Raw genomic sequence first — 14,171 nt, 5'->3', positions numbered from 1 at the left:
GGCACACAGTCAGGGAGCGGGTGCACAGTGTCCGGTGGTGAGGTGGCCGGGATCCTGGTGGCCGTCTTCTGGGCGATCCTGGTCTCCTTCCTCGCCGTCGCGCTGGTGAGGCTGGCCCAGACGCTCAGGGCGACCACCAAGCTCGTGGCGGACGTGACCGACCAGGCCGTCCCGCTCCTGGCCGAGGCCTCGGCGGCGGTGCGCTCCGCGCAGACGCAGATCGACCGGGTCGACGCCATCGCGTCGGACGTCCAGGAGGTCACGTCGAACGCCTCGGCGCTGTCGACTACCGTCGCCTCCACGTTCGGCGGGCCGCTGGTCAAGGTCGCGGCGTTCGGGTACGGCGTGCGCCGGGCCATCGGAGGCCGTCGAGAGAATGTGCCCGACAAAGCGTCCCGTCGTACCGTGATCGTGGGCCGCACCGTCCCGTCCGCGCGGCGGGGAAAGCGGAAGAAGGACTGACGCAGCGATGTTCCGCCGTACGTTCTGGTTCACCGCGGGCGCAGCCGCGGGTGTATGGGCCACCACCAAGGTCAACCGCAAGCTCAGGCAGCTGACCCCCGAGAGCCTCGCGGCGCAGGCCGCGAACAAGGCGATCGACGCGGGCCACCGGCTCAAGGAGTTCGCCCTCGACGTCCGCGACGGCATGGCCCAGCGAGAGGCCGAACTCGGCGAGGTGCTCGGCCTGAACGCGCACCCGGATCCCGAAGTGCCCACGCAGCGCCGTATCGCCGCGATCGGCGGAGGCGAGCAGTCGGGCGACAACAAGCAGATCAAGTACATCGACAACACGACGTACTCGTACAACCGGAATGAGGACCACTGATGGAGTCGGCTGAAATCCGCCGCCGCTGGTTGAGCTTCTACGAGGAGCGCGGTCACACCGTCGTTCCTTCGGCGTCGCTCATCGCGGACGACCCGACTCTGCTCCTGGTCCCCGCCGGCATGGTCCCCTTCAAGCCGTACTTCCTCGGTGAGGTCAAGGCTCCCTGGGCCCGCGCCACCAGCGTGCAGAAGTGTGTGCGCACACCCGACATCGAAGAGGTCGGCAAGACCACGCGCCACGGCACGTTCTTCCAGATGTGCGGCAACTTCTCCTTCGGCGACTACTTCAAGGAAGGCGCCATCACCTACGCCTGGGAGCTGCTCACCTCGCCCCAGGACAAGGGTGGTTACGGCCTCGACCCCGAGCGCCTGTGGATCACGGTCTACCTCGACGACGACGAGGCCGAGACCATCTGGCGCGACAAGATCGGCGTCCCGGCCGAGCGCATCCAGCGCCTGGGCAAGAAGGACAACTACTGGTCCATGGGCGTCCCCGGTCCCTGCGGTCCGTGTTCCGAGATCAACTACGACCGCGGTCCCGAGTTCGGCGTCGAGGGCGGCCCGGCCGTCAACGACGAGCGCTACGTGGAGATCTGGAACCTGGTCTTCATGCAGTACGAGCGGGGCGAGGGCACCTCGAAGGACGACTTCGAGATTCTTGGCGACCTGCCCAGCAAGAACATCGACACCGGCCTCGGTCTCGAACGCCTCGCCATGATTCTGCAGGGTGTGCAGAACATGTACGAGATCGACACCTCCATGGCCGTCATCAACAAGGCCACCGAGCTGACGGGTGTCGAGTACGGCGCCGCCCACGGCTCCGACGTGTCGCTGCGTGTGGTCACCGACCACATGCGCACCTCCGTGATGCTCATCGGCGACGGTGTGAGCCCCGGCAACGAGGGCCGCGGCTACGTGCTGCGCCGCATCATGCGCCGCGCCATCCGCAACATGCGCCTGCTCGGCGCCGGCGGACCGGTCGTCAAGGACCTCATCGACGTCGTGATCGCCATGATGGGCCAGCAGTACCCGGAGCTGGTCTCCGACCGGCAGCGGATCGAGACGGTGGCCCTCGCCGAGGAGGCCGCCTTCCTCAAGACGCTGAAGGCCGGCACAAACATCCTCGACACGGCCATCACCGACACCAAGGACTCCGGCGGCACGGTCCTCGCCGGCGACAAGGCCTTCCTGCTCCACGACACCTGGGGCTTCCCGATCGACCTCACCCTCGAAATGGCCGCCGAACAGGGCCTGTCGGTGGACGAGGACGGCTTCCGCCGCCTGATGAAGGAGCAGCGGGACAAGGCCAAGGCCGACGCCCGCGCCAAGAAGACCGGCCACGCCGACCTCGGCGCCTACCGTCAGATCGCCGACGCCGCCGGCGAGACCGACTTCATCGGCTACGACCGCACCGAGGCCGAGTCGACGGTCGTCGGCATCCTCGTCCACGGCGTCTCCTCCCCGGCCGCCACCGAGGGCGACGAGGTCGAGATCGTCCTGGACCGCACCCCGTTCTACGCCGAGGGCGGCGGTCAGATCGGTGACACGGGCCGCATCCGCGTCGACACCGGTGCCGTCATCGAGATCCGCGACTGCCAGAAGCCCGTCCCGGGCGTGTACGTCCACAAGGGCGTCGTCCAGGTCGGCGAGGTCACCGTCGGCGCCAAGGCCCAGGCCACCATCGACGTACGCCGTCGTACGGCCATCGCCCGCGCCCACTCGGCCACGCACCTCACGCACCAGGCCCTGCGCGACGCTCTCGGCCCGACGGCCGCCCAGGCCGGTTCCGAGAACCAGCCCGGCCGCTTCCGCTTCGACTTCGGTTCCCCCTCCGCCGTCCCGACGGCCGTGATGACGGACGTCGAGCAGCAGATCAACGAGGTGCTCTCCCGCGACCTGGACGTCCAGGCCGAGGTGATGAGCATCGACGAGGCCAAGAAGCAGGGCGCCATCGCCGAGTTCGGCGAGAAGTACGGCGAGCGCGTCCGCGTCGTGACCATCGGCGACTTCTCCAAGGAGCTGTGCGGCGGCACGCACGTGCACAACACCGCCCAGCTCGGCCTGGTGAAGCTGCTCGGAGAGTCGTCCATCGGTTCCGGCGTGCGGCGCATCGAGGCCCTGGTCGGCGTGGACGCCTACAACTTCCTGGCCCGTGAGCACACGGTCGTCGCCCAGCTCCAGGAGCTGGTCAAGGGCCGCGCGGAGGAGCTTCCGGAGAAGATCTCCGCCATGCTCGGCAAGCTGAAGGACGCCGAGAAGGAGATCGAGAAGTTCCGCGCGGAGAAGGTCCTCCAGGCCGCCGCCGGTCTCGTCGAGTCCGCCAAGGACGTCAACGGCGTGGCCCTGGTCACCGGCCAGGTCCCGGACGGCACGGGCGCCGACGACCTGCGCAAGCTGGTTCTCGACGTGCGCGGCCGCATCCAGGGCGGACGCGCCGCCGTGGTGGCCCTGTTCACGGTCGCGGGCGGCAAGCCCCTGACGGTCATCGCCACCAACGAGGCCGCCCGTGAGCGCGGTCTGAAGGCCGGCGAACTGGTCCGCGCCGCGGCCAAGACGCTCGGCGGCGGCGGTGGCGGCAAGCCGGACGTCGCCCAGGGCGGCGGCCAGAACCCCGCCGCCGTCGGCGAGGCCATCGACGCGGTCCAGCGCCTCGTCGCCGAGACGGCCAAGTAGAGGCCGCGGACATGCGCAGAGGACGTCGGCTCGCGATCGACGTCGGGGACGCCCGGATCGGGGTCGCCTCGTGCGACCCCGACGGGATCCTCGCGACACCGGTGGAGACGGTCCCGGGACGTGACGTCCCGGCCGCCCACCGCCGGTTGCGGCAGCTCGTCGAGGAGTACGAGCCGATCGAGGTCGTCGTCGGGCTCCCTCGCTCCCTCAAGGGGGGCGAGGGTCCCGCCGCGGTCAAGGTCCGTGCCTTCACCCAGGAGCTCGCGGAAGGGATCGCTCCCGTTCCGGTACGGCTCGTGGATGAGAGGATGACCACGGTCACGGCCAGTCAGGGCTTGCGCGCCTCGGGCGTGAAATCGAAGAAGGGCAGGTCGGTGATCGACCAGGCGGCGGCCGTCGTCATCCTTCAGCAGGCCCTGGAATCCGAACGGGTGTCAGGCAAGTCGCCCGGCGAGGGCGTCGAAGTGGTCATGTGATCGCGATACGGTAACGTTCCGCCCGATGCGGTGGTGTTCGAACAGCCGTCGCACAGTAAAGAGGCGGACGGGAGCCGGGCCATAGGAGCCGGCCGCTGCCGGCTCGCGGCTCGTAGGGGATCGATGACTGAGTATGGCCGGGGCCCTGGCTCCGAACCGTGGCATCCGGAGGACCCGTTGTACGGGGACGGCGGATGGGGCGGGCAGGCCGCCGACGGCCAGTCCGCCTACGACGGCGGCCAGCCGCAGCACTATCCGCAGCAGGGCGACTGGGGCCAGGGGCAGCAGTACCAGGGCCAGGGCCAGCAGTACCCGCCGCAGGGCCAGCACGGTCAGTACCCGGGCCAGCAGCAGTACCAGGACCAGCAGTTCCAGGGGCAGCAGCAGTACCCCGGCCAGGGGCAGCAGCAGTATCCGGGGCAGGGGCAGCAGCAGTACGACGGTCAGGGTGGGCAGCAGTACCCCGGCCAGGGGCAGCAGCAGTACCCGGGCCAAGGTCAGCAGCAGTACCCCGGCCAGGGGCAGCAGCAGTACCCGGGCCAAGGTCAGCAGCAGTACGACACCCAGGGCGGGCAGCAGTACCCGGGCCAGGGGCAGTACGCCGACAGCGGCACCGGCGCGCAGCCCCAGGTGCCGTACGCGGCCGACCCCTCCGACCCCTACGCGGGCCAGTACACGGGTGAGCAGCCCGACCGTTACAACACCCCGGACGCCTATCCGCCGCCCGAGCCTCCGGCCCGGCGCCGTGCCGAGCCCGAACCCGAGCCGGACTGGGACCCGGGGCCGGACCAGGGCGAGCACGCGTTCTTCGCCGGTGGCGACGACGAGGACGACCTCGACGAGGACGACGACGATCCGAAGAAGCGCCGGGGCCGCGGGGACCGCAAGGAGCCGCGGGGCGGCGGCAAGGAGCGCGGCGACAAGGGCAAGAAGCGCCGCAGCGGCTGCGCCTGCCTGGTGGTCGTCGCGGTCTTCGGCGGCGTTCTCGCGGGCGCCGGGTATTTCGGGTACCACTACTACCAGAATCGTTTCGGCGCGGCCCCCGACTTTGCCGGTGAGGGGACGGGAGAAATTCCCGTCGAGATCGGCAAGGGCGAGGGCGGCTATGTGATCGGCCAGAAGCTCAAAGCGGCCGGTGTCGTCAAGAGCGTGGACGCGTTCGTGTCCGCTCAGGCGGAGAATCCCAAGGGCAAGTCGATCCAGGCGGGCGCCTATATCCTCCGCAAGGGGATGTCGGCCAAGAGCGCCGTCGAGTTGATGCTCGACCCCAAGAGCCAGAACAACGTGACCGTGTTTCCCGGTGCGCGCAATGCTCAGGTGTACAAGCTGATCGACACGAAGCTCGGACTCGCCAAGGGCACCACCAGCGCCGTGGCGAAGAAGAAGTACAAGAGCCTCGGGCTGCCGACCTGGGCGAACAGCGACAAGGACATAAAGGACCCCCTGGAGGGGTTCCTCTATCCGCTGACGTACCCCGCCGCCAAGGGCATGAAGCCCGAGGCCGTGCTGAAGAGCATGGTCGCGCAGGCCAACAAGAGGTACACGGCGTTGGGGCTCGTGGCGAAGGCGAAGAGCCTCAAGCTCGACAACCCTCTTCAGGTGGTCACGGTCGCGAGTCTGGTCCAGGCCGAGGGCAAGACGCACGACGACTACCGCAAGATGGCCGAGGTCGTCTACAACCGTCTGAAGATCACCAACACCGAGACCAACCAGAAGCTGCAGTTCGACTCGACCTTCAATTACCTGAAGGGCCAGAGTAAGATCAATATCGGCGAGTCCGAGATCAACAGCAATCCGGACCCGTACAACACGTATTACCACAGGGGTCTGCCGCCCGGTCCGATCGGCAATCCGGGCGACGACGCCTTCAGGGCGGTGTTCAACCCCACGAAGGACGGCTGGATGTATTTCGTGGCGACCGACGGTCAGAACAATACGGAATTCGCCAAGACGCTGGCCCAGTTCGAGAAACTCAAGGACAAGTTCAATGCCAGCTCGGGCAACTGACGCCCGCCGGGCTGCCGTGCTCGGTTCGCCGATCGCGCACTCCCTCTCGCCGGTGCTGCACCGCGCCGCGTATCGGGAACTGGGCCTCGGCGACTGGACGTACGACCGCTTCGAGACCGACGAGGCGGCGCTGCCCGCGTTCGTCGAGGGTCTCGGGCCGGAGTGGGCCGGGCTGTCGCTGACCATGCCGCTCAAGCGGGCCGTCATGCCGCTGCTCGACGGGATCAGCGAGACGGCCGCCTCCGTCGAGGCGGTCAACACCGTCGTGTTCACCGAGGACGGGCGGCGCGTCGGCGACAACACCGACATCCCCGGGATGGTCGCCGCGTTGCGCGAGCGGGGGATCGAGCAGGTCGACTCGGCCGCCGTTCTCGGCGCCGGTGCCACCGCCTCCTCCGCCCTGGCCGCCCTCGCCCGGATCTGCACCGGCGAGGTCGTCGCGTACGTACGAAGCCGGGAGCGGGCCGCCGAGATGCGGCAGTGGGGCGAGCGCCTCGGCATCGAGGTGCGCACCGAGGACTGGGGTGACGCCGAGCAGGCGCTCCGGGCGCCGCTGGTGATCGCCACGACGCCGGCCGGGACCACGGACGCGCTGGCCGCCGCCGTCCCGGGGCGCCCCACGACCCTCTTCGACGTGCTGTACGACCCCTGGCCGACCGATCTCGCGGCGCGCTGGTCCGCGTACGGCGGAGCGGTGGTCGGCGGACTGGATCTGCTCGTGCACCAGGCGGTGCTCCAGGTGGAGCAGATGACCGGGCGGCACCCGGCCCCTCTGGACGCCATGAGAAAAGCTGGGGAACACGCGCTCGCCTCCCGTAGGATCCGCTGAGTTCCGCAGGGGGCGGAGCACGGGGTAGGGGGAGTCAGGTACATGACCAGCGTGTCCACCGGGGTGCCACTGGCGTCCGGCAAGGGTGAGATCTTCGAGCTCGTCCTCAAGTTCATGCCCGACTGGGTGCAGATCACGGTGCTCGCGCTGGTCGTGCTCGCCGTCCTCGGCTCGTGGATCCTGAAGCTCACACGCAAGATCAAGTATTGGCGTGCCGTGCGGGCGGGTGTGCCCGTGCACGCCGCGGCCCGGTACGGACAGGGCCGCGGCGCGGACTACCTGGGCGCGTACGCCCCGCAGCGGAACCAGACGGACCCGCGGAACCAGCAGGACCCGCAGACCCGGCAGGACCCGCAGAACCAGTTCCCGCGGACCCCGGCGCAGGACGGGCCCAGCGGTGCCGACTTCCTCGGTTCCTACGCTCCGGGCCAGGATCAGGGCCGGGGGCAGAACGCGGCGCGCTGAGCCCGCCGTCCGGGCCCGGCCGTCCCGCCTGATGGACCGGCGGCCGGTTCCCGTCTCCGGACGTGGGAGGATCGGACATGGCGGGCCTGGGCCGCGCACCCGGTCGCGCCGTCGCCGTACGCGAGGACACGTGTACGCAGCAGCAGTACAGGGCGCGAGCATGAGGAGCACCGTTGAGCAGGTTGCGCTGGCTGACCGCCGGGGAGTCCCACGGTCCCGCACTTGTCGCGACGCTGGAGGGACTTCCCGCCGGCGTGCCGATCACCACGGAGATGGTGGCGGACCACCTCGCCCGGCGGCGCCTGGGCTATGGGCGCGGTGCCCGGATGAAGTTCGAGCGTGACGAGGTCACCTTCCTCGGCGGCGTCCGGCACGGACTCACCCTCGGCTCCCCGGTCGCGGTCATGGTCGGCAACACCGAGTGGCCCAAGTGGGACCAGGTCATGGCGGCCGACCCGGTGGACCGCGAGATCCTCGACGGTCTCGCCCGCAACGCCCCGCTGACCCGCCCGCGGCCCGGCCACGCCGACCTCGCGGGCATGCAGAAGTACGGCTTCGACGAGGCCCGGCCGATCCTGGAGCGCGCCTCCGCCCGGGAGACCGCGGCCCGCGTGGCGCTCGGCGCCGTCGCCCGCTCGTACCTGAAGGAGACGGCCGGGATCGAGATCGTCTCCCACGTCGTCGAACTCTGCTCCGTGAAGGCCCCGCAGGGCGTGTACCCCACCCCGGCCGACGTCGACAAGCTCGACGCCGACCCGCTGCGCTGCCTCGACGCCGACACCTCGAAGGCGATGGTCGCGGAGGTCGACCAGGCCCACAAGGACGGCGACACGCTCGGCGGCGTCGTCGAGGTGCTCGCCTACGGCGTTCCCGTCGGCCTCGGCTCGCACGTGCACTGGGACCGCAAGCTGGACGCCCGGCTGGCCGGTGCCCTGATGGGCATCCAGGCGATCAAGGGCGTCGAGATCGGCGACGGCTTCGAACTGGCCCGGGTGCCCGGCTCCCAGGCCCACGACGAGATCGTCAACACCCCCGAGGGCATCCGCCGCGTCTCCGGCCGCGCCGGCGGCACCGAGGGCGGTCTGACCACCGGTGAGCTGCTGCGCGTCCGCGCCGCGATGAAGCCGATCGCCACCGTCCCGCGCGCGCTGGCCACCATCGACGTCGCCACCGGCGAGGCCGCCAAGGCCCACCACCAGCGCTCCGACGTCTCCGCCGTACCGGCCGCCGGCATCGTCGCCGAGGCCATGGTCGCCCTCGTCCTCGCGGACGCCGTCGCCGAGAAGTTCGGCGGCGACTCGGTCACCGAGACCCGCCGCAACGTCCGGTCGTACCTCGAGAACCTGGCCATCCGGTGACCGCCCCACGGCTGGTCCTGGTCGGACCGATGGGGGTCGGCAAGTCCACCGTGGGCGCGCTCGTCGCCGAGCGGCTCGGCTGCGCCTACCGGGACACGGACGACGACATCGTGGCGGCCGAGGGGCGCGCCATCGCCGACATCTTCGTCGACGAGGGCGAACCCGCCTTCCGCGCGATCGAGAAGCGGGCGGTGCGCGAGGCGCTCGCCGGGCACGACGGCGTACTGGCGCTGGGCGGCGGTTCGATCCTCGACGCCGACACCCGGGCGCTGCTCGCCGGCCACCAGGTCGTCTATCTCTCCATGGACGTCGAGGAGGCGGTGCAGCGCACCGGCCTGAACGCCGCCCGGCCGCTGCTCGCCGTCAACCCCCGCCGGCAGTGGCGCGAGCTGATGGAGGCACGCCGCCACCTGTACACCGAAGTCGCCCGCGCGGTCGTGGCGACCGACGGCCGTACCCCCGATGAGGTCGCCCAAGGGGTCCTCGACGCACTGGAGTTGAAGGAAGCATGAGCGAGGCAGTGACCCGGGTCCAGGTCGGCGGCACCGCGGGCACCGACCCCTACGAGGTCCTGATCGGCCGTCAGCTCCTCGGCGAGCTGGGCGGGTTGATCGGCGGCAAGGCCAAGCGGGTCGCCGTGATCCACCCCGAGGCGCTCGCCGGCACCGGCGAGGCGCTCCGCGCCGACCTGGCGGAGCAGGGCTTCGAAACCGTCGCCATCCAGGTGCCGAACGCCGAGGAGGCCAAGACCGCCGAGGTCGCGGCCTACTGCTGGAAGGCGCTGGGCCAGTCCGGCTTCACCCGCACCGACGTCATCGTCGGCGTCGGCGGAGGCGCCACCACCGACCTCGCCGGCTTCGTGGCCGCGACCTGGCTGCGCGGGGTCCGCTGGATCGCCGTCCCCACCACCGTGCTCGCCATGGTCGACGCGGCGGTCGGCGGCAAGACCGGCATCAACACCGCCGAGGGCAAGAACCTCGTCGGCGCCTTCCACCCGCCCGCGGGCGTGCTGTGCGACCTGGCCGCGCTCGACTCGCTGCCGGTCAACGACTACGTCTCCGGGCTCGCGGAGATCATCAAGGCCGGCTTCATCGCCGACCCGGTGATCCTGGAGCTCATCGAGTCGGACCCCGAGGCGGCCAGGACGCCCGCGGGACCGCACACCGCCGAGCTGATCGAGCGCTCCATCAGGGTCAAGGCCGAGGTCGTCTCCGGCGACCTCAAGGAGTCGGGGCTGCGCGAGATCCTCAACTACGGCCACACGCTCGCCCACGCCATCGAGAAGAACGAGCGCTACAAGTGGCGGCACGGCGCCGCCGTCTCCGTCGGCATGCACTTCGCCGCCGAACTCGGCCGTCTCGCGGGCCGGCTGGACGACGTGACCGCCGACCGGCACCGCACGATCCTGGAGTCCGTCGGGCTCCCGCTGAGCTACCGCTACGACCAGTGGCCGAAGCTCGTGGAGAACATGAAGGTCGACAAGAAGTCGCGGGGCGACCTGCTGCGCTTCATCGTCCTCGACGGACTGGCCAGGCCGACCGTCCTGGAGGGCCCGGATCCGGCCGTCCTGCTCGCTGCGTACGGCGAGGTCGGCGAGTAACGGGCGGCACCCCGCGACGACGTAAGGTCCGAAGAGCACCTGCTCAGCCCGTTTTGCCTCTCCTCGCAGGGCACTTCGCACGGTCCCCGGCCGTTCACACAACGGCGGCCGGGGAAGGTACCGTTCGGTAGCGACGGGACCGGGGTCCCGTCCGCCAGCGCACATCGCCTGTACGAGACGGAGTGGCACCGGATGCAGCACGCAGTGGGGGCTCCGCTGCCGCCGCCCCACCAGCCGGGGCAAGGGCCGGCCGCCGGATGGGCGCCGGCCGGACAGTACCCGGGGCAGCAGGGTCCCGCGCCCGCTCCGGGCTTCGCCGGAGCGCCGGGGCCAGGTGCCCCACCCGCTCAGGCGCCACAGCATCATCTGCCACCGCACCAGATGCCCCAGCAGCCTCCGCAGCACCCGTCGGTGCAGCCTCCTCAGCACCCCTCGGCGCAGCCTCCGCAGCACCCGCCGGGTCAGCCCGCGCCGGACACCACCGGGCATGTGCGGCTGCCTCCGGGCGTGTCGGTGGCCATGCCGAGCCTGCCGCCCGCCACGGGCGCGCCCGACCCGGCGGCGACCACGCTCGCGGTCCTGCTCATCGGGCCCGCGGGCGCCGGGAAGACCAGCGTCGCCAAGCACTGGGCCGACCACCGCCGGGTGCCCACGGCCCACATCAGCCTCGACGACGTACGCGAATGGGTGCGCTCGGGCTTCGCCGACCCGCAGTCGGGATGGAACGACCATTCCGAGGCGCAGTATCGTCTCGCCCGCCGCACCTGCGGCTTCGCCGCCCGCAACTTCCTGGCCAACGGCATCTCGTGCATCCTCGACGACGCCGTCTTCCCGGACCGGCCGGTCGTCGGCCTGGGCGGCTGGAAGCGGCACGTGGGACCCGGGCTGCTGCCGGTCGTGCTCCTGCCGGGCCTGGAAGTGGTCCTGGAGCGCAACGCGGAGCGCTCGGGGAACCGCAGGCTCAGCGACGAGGAGGTCGCGCGCATCCACGGTCGCATGGCGGGCTGGTACGGCTCCGGGCTCCCGATCATCGACAACTCCCAGCTCGACGTGGCGGCCACGGCCCGCGTCCTGGACGACGTCCTGGCACGCTCGATCGCCAGCCCGCCGCAGTGGTGAACGGGTTCGGCCCGCGGAGATGAAGAAAGGGTTCGGCCACGCGCGGTGCTGAGGGGGTCCGCCCCTTCGCCGCGTTGAAGGGTCCGCCCCTTCGCGGTGCTGAATTGGCAGCCCCTTCGCGGTGCTGAGGGAGTTCGGCCGCCGAGGTGAAGAAGGGTTCGACCGCCGGCGGTACCGAAGGGGTCCGGCTCTTCGCGGTGCCGGAGGGGTTCGGCCCTTCGCCGTGGTGAAAGAGTCTGCCCCTCAGCGTGCCGGACGGGTCGGGGCCGCGGCCCCGGGGCCGTTCGTCCGGGTGCCGGGCTACCCGTCCGGCCCTCTGAACCGGCGACATCCGGCCACCGCTCGTAGGCTCGGTTCATGCCAGAGGTGTACGCGACCCGCAGAGAGCGGCTCCGGGAGCGCTGTACGGCGGGCGGCAGCGCGACAGCGCTCGTCACCCGTCCCGCCAACGTGAGGTATCTCGCCGGCGCCGCGCCGCTCGGCGCGGTGCTGCTGCTCGGCAGCGACGAGGACATGCTGCTGTGCGCCGGCCCGCCGTCCGGCGAAGCCATGGAAGGGCGCCCCGACGAGGCGCTGAACGTCCGGGTGCTGCCCCGTGCCGGAGGCGATCCGGCCGTCGCCGCCGCCGGACTGGCGGCCGATCAGGGCGCGGAGTCCCTTGCCGTCGAGGAACACCACCTGACCGTGACCCGGCACCGCGCCCTCGGCTCGGTCGCGCCGCGGCTGCGTCTGGACGACCTGGGCGGCGCGGTGGAGCAGCTGCGCGTGATCAAGGACGAGGAGGAGATCTCCGCGCTGCGGACCGGCGCCGAGATCGCCGACCAGGCGCTCGGCGAACTCCTCGAATCGATTCTGGTCGGCCGCACGGAACGCCATCTCGCCCTGGAGCTGGAGCGCCGGCTCGTCGACCACGGCGCCGACGGACCGGCCTTCGCGACCTCGGTCGGCACCGGCCCGAACTCGGGACGCCGCGGCCACCGGCCCAGCGACCGGCGCGTCGAGGAGGGCGACTTCCTCTCCGTCTGTCTCGGCGCGACCTACCGCGGCTACCGGTGTGAGATCGGTCGTACGTTCGTGATCGGCACCTCGCCCGCCGACTGGCAGATCGAGCTGTACGACCTCGTCTTCGCCGCCCAGCGCGCCGGCCGGGAGGCGCTGGCACCCGGTGCCGCCTACCGGGACGTGGACCGCGCGGCCCGTCAGGTACTGGAGTCGGGGGGCCATACCGAAGGCCTTCCGCCCCTGACGGGACACGGGGTCGGGCTCGAAATCGACGAGGACCCGCAGCTTGCCCCCGCGGCCATGGGTAAACTGGACGCTTGCGTGCCGGTCACCGTCGAACCGGGGGTCCACCTTCCGGGCCGGGGCGGTGTCAGGATCGATGACACGCTCGTCGTACGCCCTGAGGCGGACGGCGGACCCGAGCTACTCACCATCACGACCAAGGAACTGCTCGCGCTCTAGCTTTCGAGCTGTGTGCGTGCGCCGGGGTCGTCCACGTCAGTCCAGGAGATTCCGCAACCGTGGCTTCCACGAACGACCTCAAGAACGGCCTGGTGCTCAAGCTCGACGGAGGCCAGCTCTGGTCCGTCGTCGAGTTCCAGCACGTCAAGCCCGGCAAGGGCCCGGCCTTCGTGCGCACCAAGCTGAAGAACGTGCTCTCCGGCAAGGTCGTCGACAAGACGTTCAACGCCGGCGTCAAGGTCGAGACGGCCACGATCGACAAGCGCGACATGCAGTTCTCCTACATGGACGGCGAGTACTTCGTCTTCATGGACATGGAGACGTACGACCAGCTCATGGTCGACCGCAAGGCCGTCGCCGACGCTGCCAACTTCCTCATCGAGGGCTTCACGGCCAGCGTCGCCCAGCACGAGGGCGAGGTGCTCTTCGTCGAGCTGCCGGCCGCCGTCGAGCTGGTCATCCAGGAGACCGAGCCGGGCGTCCAGGGCGACCGCTCCACCGGTGGCACCAAGCCCGCCACCCTGGAGACCGGTCACCAGATCCAGGTCCCGCTCTTCATCACCACCGGTGAGAAGATCAAGGTCGACACCCGCACCAGCGACTACCTCGGCCGGGTGAACAGCTAACCGTGGCTGCTCGCAACACGGCCCGCAAGCGCGCCTTCCAGATCCTCTTCGAGGGCGACCAGCGCGATGTGGACGTCCTGACGGTCCTCGCGGACTGGATCCGGCACTCCCGCTCGGACACCCGGCAGCCGCCGGTCAGCGAATACACGATGGAGCTGGTCGAGGGCTACGCCACCAAGGCGCGGCGGATCGACGAGCTGATCGCGCAGTACGCCGTCAGCTGGACGCTGGACAGGATGCCGGTCGTCGACCGCAACATCCTGCGCCTCGGTGCCTACGAGCTGATCTGGGTCGACGAGACCCCGGACGCCGTGGTGCTCGACGAGGCGGTGCAGCTGGCGAAGGAGTTCTCCACGGACGAGTCGCCCTCGTTCGTGAACGGCCTGCTGGGCCGGCTGAAGGACCTGAAGCCGTCGCTCCGCCGCGACGAGGACTGACCGGCAGCAGCAACCGCCTTGGCCGTACGGCCCCAAGGGGGCGTACGGAACGCCGGAGGGCCCGCAGTGATCACGCTGCGGGCCCTCCGGCGTTCCTGTACCTCGACGGCTCCCCGGGCCCGCAGAACAGAATCTCCGGGTCCGCAGCACGTGCTCCCCGGGCCCGGGGAGCACGTTCCAGGACCGCAGACGCCGCCGGGGGGGGGGGGGGCCCCCCCGGGGGGGCCCCCCCCCCCCGCCCGGGGGGGGTTGGGGGGAGAAGTAATTTTAGCACAAAAGGGGGGGGCCCGCG

At 70.7% G+C, this 14,171-nt stretch carries 14 protein-coding genes; all 14 read left to right on the top strand.

Features of this window, described 5'->3' with window-relative positions; translation table 11 throughout:
- Positions 1–27: 27 nt before the first annotated feature.
- The 14 genes from ACF07B_RS33545 to nusB all read left to right on the top strand — a co-directional run bounded on the left by ACF07B_RS33545 (position 28) and on the right by nusB (position 13,879).
- Positions 28–462 (top strand): DUF948 domain-containing protein, encoded by a 435-nt coding sequence (locus ACF07B_RS33545; protein WP_369483219.1) that lies wholly within the window; start codon positions 28–30, stop codon positions 460–462.
- Positions 463–469: 7 nt separating this feature from the next.
- The gene (locus ACF07B_RS33540; protein ID WP_369483218.1) at positions 470–826 is read left to right on the top strand and encodes a DUF6167 family protein; all 357 of its coding nucleotides are present in this window, start codon (positions 470–472) and stop codon (positions 824–826) included.
- Entirely contained in the window at positions 826–3,498 is a 2,673-nt protein-coding gene (gene alaS, locus ACF07B_RS33535) for an alanine--tRNA ligase (protein ID WP_392181715.1), read from the top strand. Before ACF07B_RS33540 ends, alaS begins: the two co-directional genes overlap by 1 nt.
- Before the next feature lie 11 nt (positions 3,499–3,509).
- Complete coding sequence (gene ruvX, locus ACF07B_RS33530) at positions 3,510–3,974, top strand: Holliday junction resolvase RuvX (protein ID WP_362398153.1); 465 nt, start codon at positions 3,510–3,512, stop codon at positions 3,972–3,974.
- A 123-nt stretch (positions 3,975–4,097) separates the two neighbouring features.
- On the top strand, positions 4,098–5,981 hold the full coding sequence (mltG, locus tag ACF07B_RS33525) for an endolytic transglycosylase MltG (protein WP_392181714.1): 1,884 nt from the start codon (positions 4,098–4,100) through the stop codon (positions 5,979–5,981).
- Entirely contained in the window at positions 5,962–6,810 is an 849-nt protein-coding gene (locus tag ACF07B_RS33520; RefSeq protein WP_362398147.1) for a shikimate dehydrogenase, read from the top strand. Before mltG ends, ACF07B_RS33520 begins: the two co-directional genes overlap by 20 nt.
- Before the next feature lie 42 nt (positions 6,811–6,852).
- Positions 6,853–7,275: a hypothetical protein gene (locus ACF07B_RS33515; RefSeq protein WP_392181713.1), complete on the top strand. Its 423-nt coding sequence runs from the start codon at positions 6,853–6,855 to the stop codon at positions 7,273–7,275.
- Positions 7,276–7,448: 173 nt separating this feature from the next.
- Positions 7,449–8,633: a chorismate synthase gene (gene aroC / locus ACF07B_RS33510; RefSeq protein WP_369483213.1), complete on the top strand. Its 1,185-nt coding sequence runs from the start codon at positions 7,449–7,451 to the stop codon at positions 8,631–8,633.
- Between the two features lie 29 nt (positions 8,634–8,662).
- Positions 8,663–9,145: a shikimate kinase gene (locus ACF07B_RS33505; RefSeq protein WP_369483248.1), complete on the top strand. Its 483-nt coding sequence runs from the start codon at positions 8,663–8,665 to the stop codon at positions 9,143–9,145.
- Complete coding sequence (aroB, locus tag ACF07B_RS33500; RefSeq protein WP_362398135.1) at positions 9,142–10,233, top strand: 3-dehydroquinate synthase; 1,092 nt, start codon at positions 9,142–9,144, stop codon at positions 10,231–10,233. The genes ACF07B_RS33505 and aroB overlap by 4 nt, the downstream gene beginning before the upstream one ends.
- Before the next feature lie 192 nt (positions 10,234–10,425).
- Entirely contained in the window at positions 10,426–11,352 is a 927-nt protein-coding gene (locus ACF07B_RS33495) for a Pro-rich N-terminal domain-containing protein (RefSeq protein ID WP_369483212.1), read from the top strand.
- Positions 11,353–11,709: 357 nt separating this feature from the next.
- The gene (locus tag ACF07B_RS33490) at positions 11,710–12,816 is read left to right on the top strand and encodes an aminopeptidase P family protein (protein ID WP_362398129.1); all 1,107 of its coding nucleotides are present in this window, start codon (positions 11,710–11,712) and stop codon (positions 12,814–12,816) included.
- Positions 12,817–12,875: 59 nt separating this feature from the next.
- Entirely contained in the window at positions 12,876–13,442 is a 567-nt protein-coding gene (gene efp, locus ACF07B_RS33485; RefSeq protein ID WP_261702763.1) for an elongation factor P, read from the top strand.
- 2 nt (positions 13,443–13,444) lie between these two features.
- Positions 13,445–13,879 carry a transcription antitermination factor NusB gene (gene nusB / locus ACF07B_RS33480; RefSeq protein ID WP_369483210.1) on the top strand — a complete coding sequence of 145 codons (435 nt, stop codon included), beginning with the start codon at positions 13,445–13,447 and terminating at the stop codon, positions 13,877–13,879.
- Positions 13,880–14,171: the final 292 nt, after the last annotated feature.

Source organism: Streptomyces sp. NPDC015532 (assembly GCF_043078065.1).
Classification (GTDB): Bacteria; Actinomycetota; Actinomycetes; order Streptomycetales; family Streptomycetaceae; genus Streptomyces.
Note: the sequence above shows the minus strand (reverse complement) of the source record. Positions and strands in the feature narration are given on the sequence as shown.